Annotated in this window: 18 protein-coding genes; 12 read left to right on the forward strand and 6 right to left on the reverse strand. The window is 63.4% G+C overall.

Going from position 1 to position 18,815, the window contains the following annotated elements; translation table 11 throughout:
* Window positions 1-105: 105 nt before the first annotated feature.
* The gene (locus L0U84_RS21665; protein ID WP_233852558.1) at window positions 106-246 is read right to left on the reverse strand and encodes a hypothetical protein; all 141 of its coding nucleotides are present in this window, start codon (window positions 244-246) and stop codon (window positions 106-108) included.
* On the opposite strand from L0U84_RS21665, the gene L0U84_RS21670 reads away from it, so the two are divergent.
* Window positions 239-2,512, forward strand: coding sequence for a beta-glucosidase family protein (locus L0U84_RS21670; RefSeq protein ID WP_233852560.1), 2,274 nt, complete (start codon window positions 239-241; stop codon window positions 2,510-2,512). The genes L0U84_RS21665 and L0U84_RS21670 overlap by 8 nt on opposite strands.
* 121 nt (window positions 2,513-2,633) lie before the next feature.
* Entirely contained in the window at window positions 2,634-3,452 is an 819-nt protein-coding gene (locus L0U84_RS21675; protein ID WP_233852562.1) for a peptidylprolyl isomerase, read from the forward strand.
* A gap of 154 nt (window positions 3,453-3,606) precedes the next feature.
* Here L0U84_RS21675 and L0U84_RS21680 read toward each other — a convergent pair whose 3' ends face one another.
* The gene (locus L0U84_RS21680) at window positions 3,607-5,115 is read right to left on the reverse strand and encodes an MFS transporter (protein ID WP_233856663.1); all 1,509 of its coding nucleotides are present in this window, start codon (window positions 5,113-5,115) and stop codon (window positions 3,607-3,609) included.
* 368 nt (window positions 5,116-5,483) lie between these two features.
* On the opposite strand from L0U84_RS21680, the gene L0U84_RS21685 reads away from it, so the two are divergent.
* Both L0U84_RS21685 and L0U84_RS21690 read left to right on the forward strand, forming a co-directional pair.
* Window positions 5,484-6,680, forward strand: coding sequence for a porin (locus L0U84_RS21685; protein ID WP_233852564.1), 1,197 nt, complete (start codon window positions 5,484-5,486; stop codon window positions 6,678-6,680).
* A gap of 585 nt (window positions 6,681-7,265) precedes the next feature.
* Entirely contained in the window at window positions 7,266-7,973 is a 708-nt protein-coding gene (locus L0U84_RS21690; protein ID WP_233852565.1) for a dienelactone hydrolase family protein, read from the forward strand.
* A gap of 159 nt (window positions 7,974-8,132) precedes the next feature.
* On the opposite strand, the gene L0U84_RS44015 is transcribed toward L0U84_RS21690, so the two are convergent.
* Window positions 8,133-8,639, reverse strand: coding sequence for an SDR family oxidoreductase (locus tag L0U84_RS44015; RefSeq protein WP_326491191.1), 507 nt, complete (start codon window positions 8,637-8,639; stop codon window positions 8,133-8,135).
* On the opposite strand from L0U84_RS44015, the gene L0U84_RS21700 reads away from it, so the two are divergent.
* A complete protein-coding gene (locus L0U84_RS21700; protein WP_233852566.1) occupies window positions 8,616-9,530 on the forward strand; it encodes a helix-turn-helix domain-containing protein in 915 nt (304 codons plus the stop codon). The genes L0U84_RS44015 and L0U84_RS21700 overlap by 24 nt on opposite strands.
* A gap of 4 nt (window positions 9,531-9,534) precedes the next feature.
* Window positions 9,535-10,776: a Zn-dependent hydrolase gene (locus tag L0U84_RS21705; protein WP_233852567.1), complete on the forward strand. Its 1,242-nt coding sequence runs from the start codon at window positions 9,535-9,537 to the stop codon at window positions 10,774-10,776.
* An 8-nt stretch (window positions 10,777-10,784) separates the two neighbouring features.
* On the opposite strand, the gene L0U84_RS21710 is transcribed toward L0U84_RS21705, so the two are convergent.
* Window positions 10,785-11,090, reverse strand: coding sequence for a panthothenate synthetase (locus L0U84_RS21710; RefSeq protein ID WP_129957271.1), 306 nt, complete (start codon window positions 11,088-11,090; stop codon window positions 10,785-10,787).
* A 134-nt stretch (window positions 11,091-11,224) separates the two neighbouring features.
* Window positions 11,225-11,866, reverse strand: a complete 642-nt coding sequence (locus L0U84_RS21715) for a methylated-DNA--[protein]-cysteine S-methyltransferase (protein ID WP_233852568.1) — start codon at window positions 11,864-11,866, stop codon at window positions 11,225-11,227.
* Between the two features lie 300 nt (window positions 11,867-12,166).
* Here L0U84_RS21715 and L0U84_RS21720 point away from each other — a divergent pair, with 300 nt between their 5' ends.
* On the forward strand, window positions 12,167-13,564 hold the full coding sequence (locus tag L0U84_RS21720) for a leucine-rich repeat-containing protein kinase family protein (RefSeq protein ID WP_233856665.1): 1,398 nt from the start codon (window positions 12,167-12,169) through the stop codon (window positions 13,562-13,564).
* Window positions 13,561-14,541, forward strand: coding sequence for a substrate-binding domain-containing protein (locus L0U84_RS21725; RefSeq protein ID WP_233852569.1), 981 nt, complete (start codon window positions 13,561-13,563; stop codon window positions 14,539-14,541). Before L0U84_RS21720 ends, L0U84_RS21725 begins: the two co-directional genes overlap by 4 nt.
* A gap of 52 nt (window positions 14,542-14,593) precedes the next feature.
* On the opposite strand, the gene L0U84_RS21730 is transcribed toward L0U84_RS21725, so the two are convergent.
* Window positions 14,594-15,037 carry a PRC-barrel domain-containing protein gene (locus L0U84_RS21730; RefSeq protein WP_233852570.1) on the reverse strand — a complete coding sequence of 148 codons (444 nt, stop codon included), beginning with the start codon at window positions 15,035-15,037 and terminating at the stop codon, window positions 14,594-14,596.
* A gap of 287 nt (window positions 15,038-15,324) precedes the next feature.
* Here L0U84_RS21730 and L0U84_RS21735 point away from each other — a divergent pair, with 287 nt between their 5' ends.
* The 4 genes from L0U84_RS21735 (at window position 15,325) to L0U84_RS21750 (ending at window position 18,742) form a co-directional block, all read left to right on the forward strand.
* Entirely contained in the window at window positions 15,325-16,167 is an 843-nt protein-coding gene (locus tag L0U84_RS21735) for a transporter substrate-binding domain-containing protein (RefSeq protein WP_233852571.1), read from the forward strand.
* Between the two features lie 112 nt (window positions 16,168-16,279).
* Window positions 16,280-17,563, forward strand: coding sequence for an NAD(P)/FAD-dependent oxidoreductase (locus L0U84_RS21740; protein WP_233852572.1), 1,284 nt, complete (start codon window positions 16,280-16,282; stop codon window positions 17,561-17,563).
* Window positions 17,564-17,624: 61 nt separating this feature from the next.
* Window positions 17,625-18,593, forward strand: coding sequence for an amino acid ABC transporter permease (locus L0U84_RS21745; RefSeq protein WP_233852573.1), 969 nt, complete (start codon window positions 17,625-17,627; stop codon window positions 18,591-18,593).
* Window positions 18,590-18,742: a hypothetical protein gene (locus L0U84_RS21750; RefSeq protein ID WP_233852574.1), complete on the forward strand. Its 153-nt coding sequence runs from the start codon at window positions 18,590-18,592 to the stop codon at window positions 18,740-18,742. The genes L0U84_RS21745 and L0U84_RS21750 overlap by 4 nt, the downstream gene beginning before the upstream one ends.
* Window positions 18,743-18,815 lie beyond the last annotated feature (73 nt).

Consider the following 18,815-nt stretch of genomic DNA (forward strand, 5'->3'; position numbering starts at 1 on the left):
ACATTGGCATCAGGTTGAATCGCAGTCCTGCACATTAAAACGACCGATCCGCGTCTCACGTTTGCGCATATAACAATCGAGGAAAGACATGTCTGTGAAATTCACTCAGAGGAGAACCGCCGCTGCCGCAAGTTTCGTCTTCATTCTGGCGGCGTGCGGTGGCAGTGATAGTCCGAGCACAACGGCGGCTTCGACGCCGGCTTCAACTCCAACCTCATCGGCATCCACGATGCCATGGATGAACACGTCACTGTCTCCCGAAGCACGCGCGGCACTGCTTGTCCCTGCGATGGCGCTTGCCGATAAGGAAGAGCAATTGGCCGGTTCAAATCCCGGCATCCTGCCTGAGTTGCCGCAGTGCTACGGTGCGCGACACATTCTCGGACTGGCGAAGTACGCTATTCCGACGCTGCGGATCACCAATGGGCCGGTGGGTATCGGCCAGAACGACTGCGTTTCTCCCTCCGTATCGGGCTTTGCCGCCTATACGGATGCCAGTTCCGCCAAGGCGACTGCGCTGCCTTCGGCCATCGCGATGGCGGCCTCGTTCGATCCTTCCGTGGCAACCCAGTTCGGCAACGTGGTCGGTGTCGAAGGAAACAATCTCGCTCTGCACGTGTTCGAAGCGCCGGGCATGAACCTGGCAAGATTGCCGGTGGGCGGACGCAACTTCGAGTACATGGGCGAGGACCCCTATCTCACCGGCACGATGGGTGTCGCCGAAATCCAGGCCGTGCAAGCCCACGGCATGATCGCGATGGCCAAGCACCTGGTGGCGAATGAACAGGAAACGAATCGGATGACGATTCAGGAGAGCGTGGACGATCAAACGTTGCACGAACTCTATATGCTGCCGTTCGAGATGGCGGTGAAGGCAGGCAACGTCGGCGCCGTCATGTGTTCGTACAACTCGGTGAACGGCTTTTCGATGTGCGAGCAAAAGCACATCCTGTCCGATGTGCTGCGCGGACAATGGGGCTTCAAGGGCTACGTGCAGTCGGACTTCTTTGCGGCGCATAGCACCGCGCCGACGATGCTGGCAGGCATGGACAACGAGATGCCGCTGCCGCAGAACTGGTCGCCGGCAAACCTGAATGCGGCTTTGGCCGCTGGGCAGATCCAGACCTCGGATATCGACAATGCGCTGCTGCGCCGATATACGCAGATGTTCCGTGCGGGCATCTTCGATCGGCCCATCGCTCAGACCGCCATCAACGCAACGGCCGGCGGTACGGTTGCGAAGCAGATTGGCGAGCAGTCGGCCGTGCTGCTGCAGAACAACGGCACCTTGCCGCTGAAGAAGACGGTTCGAAACGTTCTCGTGGTCGGCAAGACGACACAGGTCTATGCGCAGCAAGCTGTTGCTGGCGGCAGCTCCGTCGGCCACCCAATGGGTTCCGGAGGCGGCAGCTCCGACGTCGTCGCGTTGTACACCGTGACGCCGGTGCAGGGCATCAAGGATACGCTTGCCAACCTCGGCAATACCGGCGTTCAGGTTCATCTGGCGCTCGTCGACGACAACAATTCGACCGGCACGATCGACGGCGCGTCCGCAACGATCTCCGACGTCCAGACAGCGGCGACCGGCGCCGACGCCGTGATCTTCATGGCGGGCTCCATGTCGGAAGAAGGTGCCGACCAGGCGACCTTCACGGACTCGACGGGCCTGACGCTCGACACCGGCAAATACCTCAATACGCTCGACTGGTATTCGCCGAAGTCGAGTTCGCTTACGACCTCGAGTACCGCCAAGAACAGCAACACGTCGGCGTTGCTGCAAACCATCGTCGCGGCAAACAGCAACACCGTGCTCGTTCTGAAGGACAGTGCCGCCGAAGCACTCGATCCTTCGATCCTCACTGGCGGGACATCCGCCGCGAGCGCGATTCTCGAGACCTGGTTCCCCGGCGAGGAAGACGGGCACATCGTGGCGGATCTGCTGTGGGGCGTGGCGAACCCGTCGGGCAAGCTGCCTGTGACGTTCCCGCAGGTCGGCCAGGGCTTCATGGACTCGATTACGCCTTACCAGTACCCGGGCGTGTCGATCAACGGAAGCGCGACGGTGACCTACTCCGAAGCGCTGAACGTCGGCTACCGCTGGTATGACGCGATGGGTAAAACGCCGGCATTCCCGTTCGGTTATGGTCTTTCGTACACGACCTTCACGATTACCAACCCGACCGTCAGTACCGGAGCGAACGGCACTTACACGGTTAGCGCGGTCGTGAAAAACACGGGTTCCGTGGCGGGCGCCGAAGTTCCGCAGGTGTACATCGCGCTGCCGACCTCGGCGGCAGAACCGCCCAAGCGTCTGGTGGGATTCCAGAAGGTGAGTCTGAATGCAGGCGGAACGCAGACGGTGTCGATCACGATCGATCCCGCCGCGCCGAATCATCCGCTCAGCACCTGGAATAAGGACTCGCAGCAGTGGACGACACCGACCGGTTCCTACTCGGTGTACGTCGGGAACTCGTCGCGCAGCCTGACTCTTGCGGGCACCATTACCAAATAAAGTCGCATGAAGCGCCGGAGTCTGATCAGTTCCAATTCCTGATCAGACCCGGCGTTACACATACCTGGATCTTTGGCGATCGCTCGCCAAAGTTCTCGAACCAACGAAAGTGGTCCGCTCAATGAAAGTACTATCACGACGGATGTTGGCACTGGTGCTTGGTGCAACGCTCTCCCTGGCGACGAGCGCGACCGAGAAGCCCTTCGTCACGGTCAACGGCAAAGCGGTTTCTCAGGCAGACGCCGATTTGTATATCGGACAGGCGCATGCGCAAGGTTTTCCCGATTCACCTCAATTGTCGGACCATGTGCGCGACGAACTGATTCGACGCGAAGTTCTGTTCCAGCAGGCGGAGAAAACCGGCTTCGACCGGAACCCGGAAGTCGCGGCACGTGCCGAGGCCGCGCGGCAAAAGATTCTCGTGCAGGCGCAGGCGACGTGGGAGATCGAGATCGTCAGGGCGTACATGCAGGACTTTCTGAAAAAGAACCCTGTCAGCGACGATCAATTGAAGGCGATGTACAACGACATGAAAGCGAAAGGCGGAAGCACGGAATACAAAGTCCGCCATATTCTCGTCAAGGACGAGGGCCAGGCAAAAGACATCATTGCGAAGCTCAACAAGGGCGCGTCGTTCGGCGACCTCGCAAAGGAATCGATCGATGCCGACACTCGATACAACGGCGGAGATCTGGGCTGGATCACTTCCAGCAAGGTTGTCAAACCGTTCGCTGACGCTGTTTCGCATCTGCACAAGGGCGAATACACGCGGACCCCGGTCAAGACCGGATACGGTTTTCATGTCATCGAGGTCGATGACACGCGCCCATTGCAGGTCCCCTCGTTCGAAGACATGAAGCCGATGCTGTACCAGCAGGCACAAGCGGAACTCGTCGACCGAATGGTGAAGAATCTCAAAGCGAAAGCCACCATTCAGTAAGCGGCCAAATCACGTCCGTCATCCTTGGGATGCGATTGAGAGCCTGATGTGACGGCGTCGGGTCTCTTCGTCCAACCCATTTGCTCCCCGTTCTTCCATCCGGATCGGGGAGCTTTTTTTATTCGCGCTGTTATTCGCGCTGTTATTTGAGCACTCAGCTCTTGCGAAACACCACGTGCGAAATCCGCTGCACGAGAAGTGCGGCCGCGAGCGATGCCACCGCCGTCAACCACACCCCGATATGAATCGACTGCACGAGCGCGTCGCGTGCGCTATCGATCAGCGCGAGCGTATCGAGCCCCGAGGTCTTCATATCCGCGATCAGCTGCGTGCGCGAAGCATCGTCGATCAGGATGCGCAGATCGACGAACCGCGGCCGCCATTGCGATGCGGCCGGCTCGCCGAGCACGCTCATCGTGCGCGTGACCACGTTGCGATAGTGATGCTGCACGACGGTCGCGACGATGCTGGTGCCGAGCATGCCGCCGACCATGCGCGTCGACTGCAGTAGCGCGGTCGTGATGCCGAAGCGCTCGCGTCCGGCGATCTCCTGGCCGAACACGTTCAGGTTGTTCAGGATGAAACCGAGGCCGATGCCGACCGCGCCCATCGGCAGCACGATGCGCAGCCGCGGCGTGTCGGGATTCGCGAACGCGAGCGCGATCGACGCGAACATCAGCAGCGCGAAACCGATCGTCAGAATGCGCGTCGGCTTCTTCATGTGAATCACGATGCGCGTGTTCAGCACACTGCCGAGCGCAATGCACGCGGCGATCGGGGTTGCGAGCAGGCCGGCCTGCTGCGGCGACAGACCGAAGCCGCCTTGCAGCAGCAACGGCGCGAAGAAGATCAGCGAGAACATCACGAAGCCGGACAGCATGCCAAGCGTGAATAACGTGACGAGCTGCGCGTCCTTGAACAGATCGAGCGGAATGATCGGATGCGTGGCGCGCTTTTCGCACATGTAGAGCGCGACCGCGCCGACGACCACGCACGCGCCGAGCACGACGTTGCCCACCGTGAGGCCGTTCTTCGGCACTGCTTCAATGAACGCCTGCAAGCCGCCGAGCACGGCCGCGACGAGCCCCGCGCCGAGCCAGTCGATCTTGACCTCGCCTTCGTGCGGCCGCCGGAAGTTGGGCAGATGCATCCAGACGAAATAGAGCGCCGCCGCGCCGACCGGCAGATTGATGAGAAACGTCGAGCGCCAGCCGAGGTGCTCGCTCATCCAGCCGCCGAGCGACGGGCCCGTTGCCGTGCCGATGCCGTAGGTCGCGGCCAGCACGACCTGCCAGCGCACGCGGGTGCGCGGGTCGGGGAACAGATCGGGGATCGACGCGAACGCGGTACCGACCATCATGCCGCCACCGACGCCCTGCAGTCCGCGCGCGATCGCGAGAAACAGCATGCTGTTGGCGAGGCCGCACAACACCGATGCGACCGTGAACGTGATCACCGCGGCGATCACGAAGCGCTTGCGGCCGAAGTAGTCGCCGAGCCGCCCGAACACCGGCACCGTGACGACCGACGCGAGCAGGTAGGCGCTCGCGATCCACGCGAAATATTCGAAGCCGTGCAGTTCGGCGACGATCGACGGCAGCGCGGTGCTGACGACGGTCTGGTCGAGCGCGACCAGCATATTGACGAGCCCGATGCCGAGCATCGCGTAGAGCGCGTGGCGAAATGGCAGGGCGGGAGCGGCGGAACTGGCGGGGGCGGTGGAATTCACGGATCGGGCAGAAGGCGGTTCAGGGTGGACGCTGCACGGCGGATCGCGGTCAGGACCCCAGCGATTTTACGCAAGTTGTCTGACGTCTTGACGATTATACGGGTTTTCCCTAGGCAAAACTATTCGTCGCGCGAAAAACCACAGGGCGCGGGTAAATCAATGCCGTGCTACGGGGAACGGTGTTGCGCACGGGTTGCGGTGAGTCGTGCGTCGCCCGTTGTCCAGTCGCGAACGCTAGCGCGCGCCTGACTCGTTTCGATGTGCGCCAGCGTACTGGACGGCCCGCACGGGCTCGTCCGAACGTGGTAAGTTCGCTCGCGGAATATCCGATCGATGTGTTCGAGGAGGACCAGATCCTGCGCCCCGCCCCGGCTTGCTTGCTGAACACGGTCCGCGAAGCTTTGATGGCCAGCAGATGCAGGCGCGCGGCGATCAGCGTCGGCGTCAGAGCCGCGTGGGTGGGCGGCGCGCTGCTGCTCTACGCGCACGGCGCGGCCGCCGCCATCGACATCGATACCGGCAGCGCCGCCGCCACGCCAGTCACCACCGGTTTCGTCTCGCTGTACGGCGTGATCGATACGAGCGTCGAAATCACCGACCCCGGTTCGGGCTGGGTTGCGCGCATGGACTCCGGCGCGTATCGCGGCTCGCGCGTCGGGCTGCACGGCGCGGAGCCGCTCGGGGGCGGCAACGCAATCGTGTTCACGCTCGAAAACGGCTTCAGTTCGACCGACGGCAGCCTGCAGGTGCCCGGCTCGATCTTCAATCGCCAGGCATGGATCGGCGCGAGCGGCGGCTGGGGCGAACTGCGCTTCGGCCGCCAGTATTCACCGATCTATATCCCGTTCAAGGGCGATCTCGACGCGTTCGGCGCCGGCACGATCGCCTCGGGACTCAACAACCTGTCGAAGATCACGCCGTATGCGAACAACGCGGTCGCGTATCTGTCGCCGCGCATCGCCGGCTTCAGCGCCACCGTGATGATGGCGATGCGCGATCCGTCCGAGGCCGACGGCAACGGCATCGACGGTTACTTCGTGACCGCGTCGTATGGGTTCGACCAGTTGCATCTGCTATACGGGCGCCAGCAGACGCACGGCTCCGGCGCACTGCGCGCGAATCTCGGCGGCGCGAACTACGCCTTTGGCAAGCTGCGCGTGTGGCTGTCTTTTTTCAACGGCGATGGCGGCGCGCCGGTGTATCACGGTGCGGGCGGCTCGCTGTCGGCGCAGTACAGTTTTTCGACCAACGCGCGCGCCTCGCTCGGCTATGCGCACGTGCGCGACTACACGACGCCGAACGGCAGCGCGGACCAGTTCAGCGCGGCATTCGAATACAGCATGTCGCCCACGCTGCTGCTGTACTTCAGTGCCGCGTATCTCGCGAATCACGACGACTCGAGCTTCACGCTGCGCGGCGTCAACGTGACCGGGTTGCCGGTCGCCTATCCGGGCGCGCCGGTGGCGGGTGTGCAATTCGGTGTGATAGAGCGGTTCTAGCACGCATCGCAATACGTCAAGCTTTCAGCCGAGCTAACCCATCAATTGGATAAAAGCACTTGGCTGCATGCATGAAATCATGTGTTCCGTGGACATAATTAATTGATAGACGATGAATGCGCTTTCAATGCGGATGCGAATTAACGAAAAGGTCACGCCAGTCGGAATTGCAAAAGCATAACGAATAAAAAAAGGCCGACACGATGTGTCGGCCTAAAGATTCTGGCGTCCGAGGATGAATTGCCAGAACCTGAGAGACATGCGCCCGCAAAGCAGTGCCGGTGCGGGATTTCGGGCCGCCGCGACGCGCGCTTCGACGTGCGTCGCACTTTACCGGTAGCTTTCAGCAGGAAGCGACGTTGATGCAAAAAGCATGGCGTGGAGTATAGCGTCGACAATCGACTTTGTGGAACCACGCGACGGCGAATTAATTAATGAATTTATGCTTACTATTTCTTCATATCGTTGGATTCACATAACGCGCAGATTCAGCGGGAGCACGCTCGCGCGCTGACGCGATTGCAATAGAACGGAAGAGGGGTAGTGGCGCTATGCTAGCGGTTTCGTCTACTCGAGGAGCGACCGATGACCCAACACGCAGGTTCGATGATCACGTTCAACCGTCCCGACGGCAAGCAGCTACAGGGCTATCTCGCGAAGCCTGAAAAAACCGCGGGCGCGCCGGCGGTCGTCGTGATCCAGGAATGGTGGGGCTTGAACGACCAGATTCGCGGCGTCGCCGATCGCCTCGCGAAAGCCGGCTACTTCGCGCTCGTGCCCGATCTGTATCGCGGCAAGTCGACGGTCGAAGAGGATGAGGCGCACCACTTGATGAGCGACCTCGATTTTGGCGACGCCGCGACGCAGGACGTGCGCGGCGCGGTTCAGTATCTGCAGCAGCACGCGGCGAAGGTCGGCGTGACCGGTTATTGCATGGGCGGCGCGCTGACGTTCCTCGCGCTGTGCAACGTGCCCGAAGCGGCGGCCGGCGTCGTCTGGTACGGTTTCCCGCCGCTCGACTATATCGACGCGTCGAAGATCAAGGTGCCGGTGTTGGGCCACTGGGGTCTGCAAGACGAGTTCTTCGCCGCCGACACCGTCGACGCGCTCGAACAGAAACTGACCGAAGCAAAGGTCGATGTCGAGTTTCATCGCTATCTGGCGCATCATGCGTTCGCGAATGAAACGGCGGTCGGGCCGGGTCGCATCGCGAAGACGCAATACGATCCGGTCTGGGCGCAACAGGCGTGGGATCGCACGCTGACGTTCTTTGGCCGCACGCTGTGGAAATGAGCTGGTGAGTGGCGCAAGCGGACGGCTCGTCCGCTTCGTCAGCGTGCCCGCGCTCGTGGCGCTCTCTTGATACGGCCGCGCTGTCTTGCAGCGCGGCCGTTTTCCTATGCAGCGTGTTCTGGCCTTATGCGGCGCGCAGCGTTGCGCGCGAACGGCCGCTCACAGCTTCGAACCGCCATCGACGTGCAGCGTCTCGCCGGTGATCCAGCGCGCGGCGTCCGAAGCCAGGAAGGCCGCCGCCCCGGCGATATCGTCCGGTTGCGCGACGCGCTGCAACGCCTGCATGCTCAACGTCAGTTCGCTTCCCGCGGCGGTCTTCGTGAAGTTCGACATGTCGGCCTGGACGACGTCGGGTGCCACCGCATTGAGGGTGCATGCCTGCGAGGCATGGCTCGTGAAGAAGCGTCTGGAACTTCGACATCCGCGAGATTTCACGACCGCGGCATTGACGCGCCAGCACGGGCTCATGACGTTTTCTCCAGCCACGGCTATCATGCAGGCGCACACGACAAAACCGGCGGGGAGACCTTGACGACCGATCAGGCAGCCAACCGCACCGCAACCGCGGCCGCAGCCATGCCAGCGGCTTTCGACTGCAGCCACTTCGACACCTTCCGCACTGTGCCGCGCGCGCAGTTGCCTGTGTGGCGCGAGCGCGTCGGCCATTTTCTCGACGTGCCGATCTCTCGCCGGCAACTCGCCGACGGTTTTCGCGGCAGCATCGACACCTATCGCGCCGGCGGCATGGCCTTCACGGATTGCCGCACCGATCCGGTCTCGCAATCGCGCTCGGTCGCGCGCATTTCGACCGACAACGTGCGCCAGATCGTGTTTCATGTGGCGCTCGAAGGGAGCTTCGAAACGATCACGGGCCTCCATCCGAAGCGCGTTGCGCTGCAAACGCGGCCGAGCATCCTCGCACTGGACATGAATCAACCGATGCAGATGACGCGCGGTCCGTGCCGCCTGCTCGCGCTGTTCCTGCCGCGCCATCTGATCGATCCGGTGCTGCCGGAAGCGGAGTCGATTCATGGCCGCGTGATCGAATATCAAACGCCGCTTGCGCGGCTGATTCCCGCGCATCTGGCCGAGCTATGCCGCACACTGCCCACGATGGACGCGCCCGCCGCTCAGGAAGCGCTCCACACCTGCGCGCTGTTGATGGCGGCGGCATTCGGCAAGGAGACGGGCCTGACCGGCAGTGCGCGCGCGGTGGCACGCACCGCGATGTTCGCGGCGGCGCGCCGCTATATCGACGCGAATCTCGGCCAACCCGAGCTGACGGTCGACAGCGTGCTGGCCGTGTCGCAGCTGTCGCGGCCGACGCTGTATCGATTGTTCGAGCCGGAGGGCGGACTGCTCGCATATATCCGCAACCGGCGCTTGCGCGAAGCGGCCGACGAATTGCATCGCCACCCGCGCAGGCCGGTGATCGAGGTCGCGTACGGCTGGGGCTTCAATAGCTCGTCGGATTTCAATCGGGCGTTCAGGCGCGCCTACGATATGTCGCCGGGCGATTTTCGCGCGGCGGCATCCGCAATCAATTCATGGAGATGACAACGTGGTGAAGATCGATCCGGACCGGCTGATGGCCGACCTCAAACAGCTGCGCGGTTTTGGGGCAACCGGTCCCGGCGTGGTCCGGCTCGCGCTGTCGCCGGTCGATCTGGCGGCGCGCGAATGGCTGGTCGGCAGGATGACGGAGGCGGGGCTCGATGCGCGCATCGACGGCGTGGGCACCGTGTTCGGGCGCTCGCGCAATCGTGGTCCCGCGCTCGTGATCGGTTCGCACACGGACACGCAGCCGACCGGCGGTTGGCTCGATGGCGCGATGGGCGTGATGTACGGGCTCGAAATCGCCCGCGCGCTAGCGGAGAACGACGCGACGCGGCACCTCGCCGTCGACGTCGCGTCGTGGATCGACGAAGAGGGCACGTTCTCGGGCCTGCTCGGTAGCCGCAGCTTCGTCGGCGAGGCGGTCGACGAATCGATTCGCGGCGCGACGAACCGCCAGGGCGAGCGCCTCGTGGACGTACTCGAGGCCGCCGGACTCGCGGGCCGGCCGCGTGCGCGTTTCGAGGCAGGGCGCCAGGTCGCGTATCTGGAGCCGCACATCGAGCAGGGCGGACGGCTCGAAGCGATCGGCAAAGCGATCGGCGTCGTCACGACGATCGTCGGGCTGCGCGAAGCGCGGCTGCACTTCACGGGGCAGCGCAACCACGCGGGCACGACGCCAATGGCGATCCGCCGCGACGCGGGCGCGGCGCTGGTCGCGTTCATCGCGCGGATCAACGACGCGTTCTCGCAGCTGGCCGACGCGGATACCGTCTGGACCGTGGGCCGCATCGATCTCGATCCGGGCTCGATGAGCGTCGTGCCCGGCGCGGCCGACATGTACCTGCAATACCGCGACGCGAACCCGGCACGGCTTCAGGCAATGGAACATGCGCTCGCGGAACTGGTGTGCGACTTCAACGCGCACCACGCGGTGAGCGTCGAATTGCAGGCGATCGACGAGCCGATCGAACCCGTCAGCATGGATGCGGCGCTGGCGGAACACATCGCGCGAGCCGCCGAAGCGATCGCGCCGGGCCAGTGGCTGCGCATGCCGAGCGGCGCCGCGCACGACGCGCAGGTGATCGCGCGTTGCATGCCGGCCTGCATGATGTTCGTGCCGAGCATCGGCGGCGTGAGTCACGACTTCATCGAAGACACGGCCGAGGAGCATATCGTGCTCGGCTGCCAGGTCGCGGCGACGGCCGCGGCTTCGATGCTGCTTCAGCTATCGGCCGGACATTCCTGAGCGGCGCGCTACTTCCACTTGTCGCCGAGCGCGTCGAGCCCGGCTTTCATCAGATCCTCGGGCAGCATCGCGATGCGCAGTTCGCAGTCGGCGTCGAGCTTCAGGAACCACGGTTCGGCAAGGGCCGGAATCGCCGACGGATCCGCGATGTCGACGACCGCCACCGCGCCGCGTTTGCCCTGCTGCTCGGTGAAGTAGATGGCTTCCGGCTTCATGTCCTCGAGGATCTTTTGCATCAGCTCGCCGATTCGGCCTTCGCGCACCAGCGTGTTGAACGGTTCGTTCGGTATTTGTATGTTGAGAAGCATGCGCATGTGATCCTCCTGTTCGATACCCCAAAGGGCATCTTAAGGATAGGTGTTGCATGCGCGGCCGATGGCGTTGATCGCGGACGAAGCATCGGCGATTACGGCCGATGAATGGCGCGTTGTGCTGGGTGTGCGTTGCTTCAACCGCCGAAGAGCGAGCCCTGCGTGCCCCGACTTGGCGGGTGATGCGCTGGTTTCGCAGGCACGTTGTCCTTGACCGCTTGCGTCGCTTGCGTCGCTGGCGTCGCTTCTGGCTCCGGCGCGAGCCGTTGCGCGTCAGCCGCGCCTGCTTCGAGCGATGTCTGTCCGGCCTCCAGCGAGAGCAGCAGCATCTTGTTCGCGAGGCCGCCGGCGAATCCCGTCAGCTCGCCCGACGCGCCAATCACCCGATGACACGGCGCGACGATCGAAATCGGATTCCGGCCATTTGCCGCGCCCACCGCGCGCACCGCGTTGAGGTTGCCGATCTGCTGCGCGATCTCCGAGTAGCTGCGCGTCTGGCCGAACGGGATGGTCAGCAGAGCGCGCCAGACCTGCTTCTGGAACTCGGTGCCCTGAAAGTCGAGCGGCAGATCGAAGGCCTGCCGCGTACCCGCGAAGTACTCGCGCAATTGCCGCGCGGTTTCGACGAGCACAGGCAGCTCGTTCGCTTCGCTCATCTCGCCGAGCCGCACCCGGTTCGGCCTGTCGTGCTCCCACAGAATCGCGGCAAGGCGCTCGCCTCTCGCCACGAGCTTCAACTGGCCGACCGGTGAATCGATCAACTTGTATGCGTACGTCACTTTCTCAGGCTCCTGACAGGGTGGAGGCGCAGGGTTCGCGAGGCGGAGGCGCTTGAACGACCGGACGCGGAAAGCTGCATGAAGGCTGCGCCGTTGTCCAATAGTGTGTCGCGGGCGTCGCCTGAACGCTCTCCAGATGTTGCTGTCTCATTCGCATTCGACATGGCCGCGACGTTCGTGACCCTCGCGGCGATCACGTCACTGTACCGCAGAGAAACCCACGATGACCTTCGACTCAGTAAAATCGGTAGCTGCGGTACGGCGCGCTGCGGGCGCTACCCGATCTTCTTTCCCATGACTATGACCACGACGCTTGAACAACTGCGGGCCGGGCAACTGGCGGGTGCGCGCGAACTCAAACTCGGGTGCGGCCTGAGCGAATTTCCGCGCGAGATTTTCGATCTCGCCGATACGCTCGAAGTGCTGGACCTGTCGAACAACGCGCTGACGACGCTGCCCGACGATCTGCCTCGTCTGAGCAAACTGCGCATTCTGTTCGCGTCCAACAACCCGTTCACCGAACTGCCCGGTGTGCTGGGCGAATGCCCGCAGCTGAGCATGGTCGGCTTCAAGGCGAATCGCATCCGCGAGGTGCCGGCGAGCGCGCTGCCGCCGCTGCTGCGTTGGCTGATACTGACCGACAACGACATCGAGCGCTTGCCCGCGGAACTCGGCCGCTGCACGCAACTGCAGAAGCTGATGCTCGCCGGCAACCGTCTGCGTGCGCTGCCCGAGGAAATGGCCGCATGCACGCGGCTCGAACTGCTGCGCCTCGCGGCCAATCGTTTCGACGCGTTGCCGGGTTGGTTGCTGCGTCTGCCGCGGCTTGCGTGGCTCGCGTATGCGGGTAATCCGTTCAACGCGGCGCTCGAACAGGCGGCGCTCGTCGATACACCGATCAGCGGGATTCGCTGGGATGCATTGCGGCTCGACGAGCGGTTGGGCGAGGGCGCATCGGGTGTCATCCATCGCGCGATGCTGCACGCGGACAACGAGCCCGCGCCGCGCGAGGTCGCCGTCAAGCTGTTCAAGGGCGCGGTGACGAGCGACGGGTTGCCCGACTGCGAAATGGCCGCTTGCATTCGCGGCGGCGAGCATGCGAACCTGATCCCCGTGCTCGGCAAGGTGACCGGGCATCCGTCGGACACGCATGGCCTGGTGATGGGATTGATCGATCCATGCTTCGCCAATCTCGCCGGTCCGCCGAGCCTCGCATCGTGCACGCGCGACATTTATCGCGACGACGTGCGCTTCGACCTTGCGACGGTGCTCGGCATCGCGAGCGGCATCGCGAACGTCGCGAGTCATCTGCATCGGCGTGGCGTGATGCATGGCGATCTATACGCGCACAATATCCTGCACGGCGGCGCGGGGGGCGCGCTGCTCGGCGATTTCGGCGCGGCGTCGTTTTATGATGCCGGCGATCGCGAACTCGGCGTGGCGTTGCAGCGGCTCGAAGTGAGGGCCTTTGGCTGTTTGCTCGAAGAGTTGCTCGAGCGTTGCGCTGCGCCCGCTGGACTTGACTCGCAACCTGACATCGCCGCGCAGCTCGCCGCGTTGAAGACGCGTTGTCTGAGCGAGGACATCGACAGCCGTCCGCTGTTCGACGAAATCGCCGTCAGCGTCGCGTCGTTCGACCGGCACCTCCGCGACCGGCACGTCCGCGACCGGCACCTCCGCGAAGGAGTCTCGCCATGACGCAGAACATGCGCCGCCGCGTGCTGCTCGCGGGCGCGCTGGCCGCAACTGGCCTTACCCGCATCGCTTTGTTCGCGGACCACGCCCGCGCCGAAGTGCTGCCCGGCACGAAGCCGAAGATCGCGCTCGTGGTCAAATCGATGTCGGACCCGTTCACGGTCTCGATGGTCAACGCCGCGCGCAATTACCAGGATCACTTCTCGTCGCAATTCAGCCTGACGATTCGCGGCACGGCCAAACAGACCGACACCGCCGCGCAGATCCGTATGGTCGACGAGATGGTCAGGGCGAAGATGAACGCGATCGTGATCGCGCCGACCGACTCGAAGGCGCTGATCCCGGCGGTCGCGCGCGCGATCAAGGCCGGCATCATCACGATCACGATCGACAACCCGCTCGACGACGCCGCGCAAGAGGCCGCCGGCATCTCGGTGCCGTTCGTCGGGCCGAACAATCGCAACGGCGCGAAGCAGGTCGGCGATTATCTGGCGAAGTGGCTGAAGCCCGGCGATCAGGTCGGTATCATCGAAGGCGTCTCGGCCAGCAGCAATGCGCAGCAGCGCACGGCTGGCAGCCGCGACGCGATGGATGCCGCGAGCGTGCAGGTCGTCGCGGTCGAGTCGGGCAACTGGGAGTACGGCAAGGGCCGCGACGTGGCCACGAAGATGCTCGCCGAGCATTCGCAGCTTCGCGCGCTGCTGTGCGGCAACGACAACATGGCAATGGGCGCGGTCGACGCGATTCGCGACGCGGGCCGTGGTGGTGGCGTCTACGTCACCGGCTACAACGCGATCGATGCGATCAAGCCGCTGCTCGCCGACGGCCGCGTGGTCGCGACGATGAACCAGTTCGCCGATCGCCAGGCCGTGTTCGGCATCGACTTCGCACTGAAGGCGGTGACCGAGCAGCGCAAGCAGCGCGAGTTGTCGAAGGTGATCGAGACGCCGCTGCAACTGGTGACGGCCACGAAGCGTTGAGGCGGCGCGCGTACGATCGCGCTGTCTGCCGCCGCCTCGGCGAGTTACCGGATTATTCCGCCGACACCTTGCGCGGCTTGGTCGCCTTCTCGAGCTTGTTGTACTCGAACTCCGGCACGGACTTCAGCGCCTCCTTGGTGGCACCCGCGAGGAACAGATTGCCGTCGCGAATCTGGAAGTGATCGATTGGAATCGCGACGTAGTGCTTGCCCATGCCGAGGAAGCCGCCCACCTGTATGACCGCGTAGCTCGCCTTGCGATCCGGCGCGATGATCACGTCATAGATGCTGCCGATCTTGTCGTTCAGATCGTTGTAGACCGGCTCGTCGACGAGCGCGCGCCGCACGCTCCAGCCCTTGAGCAGCGCATTGGTCTGCTCGGTGGTCCCGCCGAGCGGCTGCAGTCCCGCGACCTGCGCCCAGGCGCCCGGCGCCGCGCACATCGCGGCGAGCGTGGCCGCACACATGATTGCGCATGTGATCTTCTTCGCTTTCATTATCGATCTCCCTGGTTGCCTGTCGGTAACACACTTACGTGCGTCGAAGATGGGTAGCAGGCGACGTGCCCGGCCCGCACCGTGCGACGTTGCGCACAGGCTTTGCTCGAGCCCCGACTTGATGCGCTTTCGGAATCAGGTGGTGCCGAATTGTCAATAGCAGGGGATTCTGTGGCGACTTAAGATCGATCGCGCCAACGTGGACCAGTCGCGATGAAGTCCGGAAGCGCCTGGCCCGCGAACAAGAACGCAAGTGCGACGTAAAACAAACCACGGAGACACGCACCATGGCTAAGTCCATCCTGACCCGCCTGCTCGGCTTCACCCTCGGCGCGGGCATTGCCTTGACCGCCTTCAGCGCTCACGCGGGCGCCACGCTCGATCGCGTGATGAAGAACGGCACGATGATGGTCGCAACGAGCGGCAAGTGGCCGCCGCAAGCGTTCCTGAACGACAAGCACGAATTCGACGGCTTCGATATCGACGTCGCGAAAGAAATCGCGCGTCGACTCGGCGTAAAAGTCACGTTCGATACGCCGCAATTCAGTCTGATGACCGGCGGTCACTGGCACGGCCGCTGGGATCTGTCCGTGCTTTCCGTCACGCCGACCAAGCCGCGCGCCGAATTGCTCGATTTCCCCGCGGTCTATTACTACAGCCCGTATGTGTTCGTCGTGAACAAGGATTCGAAGGCGAAGACGCGTGCCGATCTGAACGGCAAGGTGATCGGTGTCGAGGCGGGCACCACGTCGGAAGACTACGTGCGCAACCGCCTCAATATCGCGGGCCCGGACGTGCCGCCGTTCCAGTACATGATGCAGCCGCCGAAGGAGATCAAGACCTATGCGGACTCGATGCTGCCTTATGACGATCTGCGCCTCGGCGACGGCAAGCGCGTCGACGGCATCGTGACGCCGGTGCAGACCGCGCTCAACGCGATCAAGAACGGCTATCCGGTGAAGATCATTCCGGGCGACTTTGCGTTCCGCGAGCCGCTTGCGATCGTCGCCGACAAGGGCGACGCCGAGTGGGACAAGAAAGTCGGCGACATCGTCGCGCAGATGAAGCAGGACGGCACGCTGACGAAGCTCAGCATGAAGTGGTTCGGCAACGACTATACGAAGCAATAAGCGCGAACCCGGGACGCGGCGGTTCATACCGCCGCCGCCGCTGCTGCGCCCGCTGCGCAGCCACCAGCAGCCACCAGCAGCCACCAACAACAAAACGGCACTCCATCACGAGATGGCTTCTTACCTCGATACCTACTACACCCGCACGCTGCGCACCGTCGAGCCGCGCGCGGCGCTGAGCGGTTCGCTGCAAGCCGATGTGTGCGTGGTCGGCGCCGGCATGGCCGGTATTACGACGGCGCTCGAATTGCTGCGCCGTGGCCGCTCGGTGATTCTTCTCGAGGCGCAGCGGGTGTCGTGGGGCGCGTCGGGCCGCAATGGCGGCGTGGTGAGCCCCGGCTATTCGACGAGCTTCGAGCGGATCGCGCAACGCGTCGGCGTCGAAGACGCGAAGTCGATTTACCGGATGTCGATCGAGGGCGTCGATATCGTCGCGGACAATATCCGCCAACTCGACATCGACGAAGCGCAGCCCGTGCATGGCGTGCTGCGCGTGTCGCGTCACGAGAACACCGCCGACATGCAGGCGCAGCAGGCGTGGCTCGCCAACGAGTTTCAGTACGACGTCAGGTTCAAGACGCACGAGGAGATTCGCGAGTGGCTCGTGTCGGACAAGTATCGCCACGCGCTCTATAACGAACGCGGCTTCCATTTTCATCCGTTGAATTACGCACGTGCTCTCGTCGCGGAAGTCGAGCGGCTGGGCGGCCAGGTATTCGAAGACTCCGAAGTGTTGTCGCTCGATTGCTCGTCGGCGATCAAGCGGCTGAAGACCGCGCGCGGTACGGTCACGGCGCGCGACGTGGTGTTTACCTGCGGCGGCTATACGGGCAACGTGGTGCCGCAACTCGCGCGCGCCTATCTGCCGATTTCGACCTATATGCTCGTCACCGAGCCGGCCCCGGATCTGATCGCAACCGCGATCCGCACGCGCGCGTCGGTCGGCGACAGCCGCCGCGCGAGCGACTATTACCGTCTCGTCGACGGCGGCGAACGCATTCTGTGGGGCGGCATGATCACGACGCGCAAGTCCGAGCCGGACCGGCTGGCCGAGTTGCTGCGCCGACGCATGGTCGATACCTATCCGCAGCTATCCGGGCTGAAGGTCGCGCTCGCGTGGTCCGGACGCATGTCGTATGCAAGGCATCTGATGCCGCTGATCGGCCGTCTCCATTCGGGCGTCTGGTACTGCATGGGCTTCGGCGGCCACGGCATGAATACGACGGCGGTCGGCGGCAGGCTGATCGCGCAGGGCATCACGAACGAAACCGACCGCTATCGTCTGTTCGCGCCGTTCGGCCTCGAATGGAACGGCGGGCCAGCGGGCACGGCGGCCGTTCAACTGACCTATTGGTACTACCAGCTAATGGATTTCATGCGCGAACGCGCGGCGTGAACGGGCTTGAATACGATGGCCCGCCGTTCGTCGCGCGTGCGGCGGATCTACGGAGGAACACATGTTTGCAGAAGATGCTGACGGCGTCGAGAAACGCAGTCCGGGCCCGATTCTCGTTTTGCTCGGCGTGTTGCTGATCGGCGGATACTTCGCGGTGCAGCATGCGCCGGACTGGATCGCCGGCATCAACCACGGTGTGCCCGCGCTCGGCATCGACGCGACTTTATTGCAGAAGCTGCTGGGCGGCGCGGTCGCGATTGCCGCGCTGGTCGCCAATTGCTATCTGTTGCTGAGGCTATCGCTGCGCTGGCAGGTTGCCGTCGTGTGGTGCGAGCTCGCGTTGCTGGTCGTGCTGTTCTTCTCGACGTTCAATCTGAGCTTCGAATTCATCGAGCGCAAGATCGGCTATCTGGTGCTGCAAGGCGCGACCACCACGCTCTATATCTCGGCGATCTCGATCGCGCTCGCGTTCGTGCTCGCGCTGATCGGCGCACTGGCGAAGCTTTCGTCGAACGGTATCGCGATCGGTATCGCGACGTTCTACACCTCGCTGTTTCGTGGCCTGCCGTTGCTGATGCAGATCTTCATTCTGTATCTCGGCCTGCCGCAGCTCGGCTATATCGTCGATCCGATTCCCGCTGGCGTGGCTGCTTTGTCGTTGTGCTATGGGGCATATATGACCGAGATCTTTCGCGCCGGCATTCAAAGCATTCCCAAAGGTCAGTGGGATGCCGCACGCGCGCTCGGTCTCAGCCACAGCATGATGATGCGGCTGGTGATTTTGCCGCAGGCGCTGCGCGTGATCATTCCGCCGACCGGCAACCAGTTCATCGCGATGCTCAAGGATAGCTCGCTGGTGTCCGTCGTCGGCGTGTGGGAACTGACCTACGTCGCGACCACCGAGGGGCAGCGCGAATTCCGTCACATGGAGATGCTGATCAGCGCGTCGGTGATCTACTGGCTGCTGTCGATGGTGCTCGAAGTGATCCAGTCGCGCATCGAACGCCGCTTCAGGAGGTCCGCTCGATGACATCACTCGCCGACACCCGAGGGAATCGCGCGATGGAAGCGACGTCGAGCATCGAACCGCCGGTGCGCACGGCGGCGTTGCCGGCCGTCACGCTGGAACGCGTGAACAAATGGTACGGGTCGACCAGGTACTGCGCGAGGTCAGCATGAAGGTCGCACCGGTGTTCGATCAGCCGCAAAGCGCGCGTTTGAAGCAGTTCTTGTGTCAGGTGGTGCGTACCGA

It is taken from the genome of Paraburkholderia sp. HD33-4 (assembly GCF_021390635.1).
In the GTDB taxonomy this organism is placed as follows: Bacteria; Pseudomonadota; Gammaproteobacteria; order Burkholderiales; family Burkholderiaceae; genus Paraburkholderia.

Excerpts from the sequence above, each read along its gene's own strand:
- L0U84_RS21670 (WP_233852560.1), top strand. The coding sequence starts at position 239 with ATGAACACGTCACTGTCTCCCGAAGCACGCGCGGCACTGCTTGTCCCT.
- L0U84_RS21675 (WP_233852562.1), top strand. The coding sequence starts at position 2,634 with ATGAAAGTACTATCACGACGGATGTTGGCACTGGTGCTTGGTGCAACG.
- L0U84_RS21680 (WP_233856663.1), bottom strand. The coding sequence starts at position 5,115 with ATGCTCGGCATCGGGCTCGTCAATATGCTGGTCGCGCTCGACCAGACC.
- L0U84_RS21690 (WP_233852565.1), top strand. The coding sequence starts at position 7,266 with ATGACCCAACACGCAGGTTCGATGATCACGTTCAACCGTCCCGACGGC.
- L0U84_RS44015 (WP_326491191.1), bottom strand. The coding sequence starts at position 8,639 with ATGGCCGACGCGCTCGCGCCACACAGGCAACTGCGCGCGCGGCACAGT.
- L0U84_RS21710 (WP_129957271.1), bottom strand. The coding sequence starts at position 11,090 with ATGCGCATGCTTCTCAACATACAAATACCGAACGAACCGTTCAACACG.
- L0U84_RS21720 (WP_233856665.1), top strand. The coding sequence starts at position 12,167 with ATGACCACGACGCTTGAACAACTGCGGGCCGGGCAACTGGCGGGTGCG.
- L0U84_RS21725 (WP_233852569.1), top strand. The coding sequence starts at position 13,561 with ATGACGCAGAACATGCGCCGCCGCGTGCTGCTCGCGGGCGCGCTGGCC.
- L0U84_RS21730 (WP_233852570.1), bottom strand. The coding sequence starts at position 15,037 with ATGAAAGCGAAGAAGATCACATGCGCAATCATGTGTGCGGCCACGCTC.
- L0U84_RS21735 (WP_233852571.1), top strand. The coding sequence starts at position 15,325 with ATGGCTAAGTCCATCCTGACCCGCCTGCTCGGCTTCACCCTCGGCGCG.
- L0U84_RS21740 (WP_233852572.1), top strand. The coding sequence starts at position 16,280 with ATGGCTTCTTACCTCGATACCTACTACACCCGCACGCTGCGCACCGTC.
- L0U84_RS21745 (WP_233852573.1), top strand. The coding sequence starts at position 17,625 with ATGTTTGCAGAAGATGCTGACGGCGTCGAGAAACGCAGTCCGGGCCCG.
- L0U84_RS21750 (WP_233852574.1), top strand. The coding sequence starts at position 18,590 with ATGACATCACTCGCCGACACCCGAGGGAATCGCGCGATGGAAGCGACG.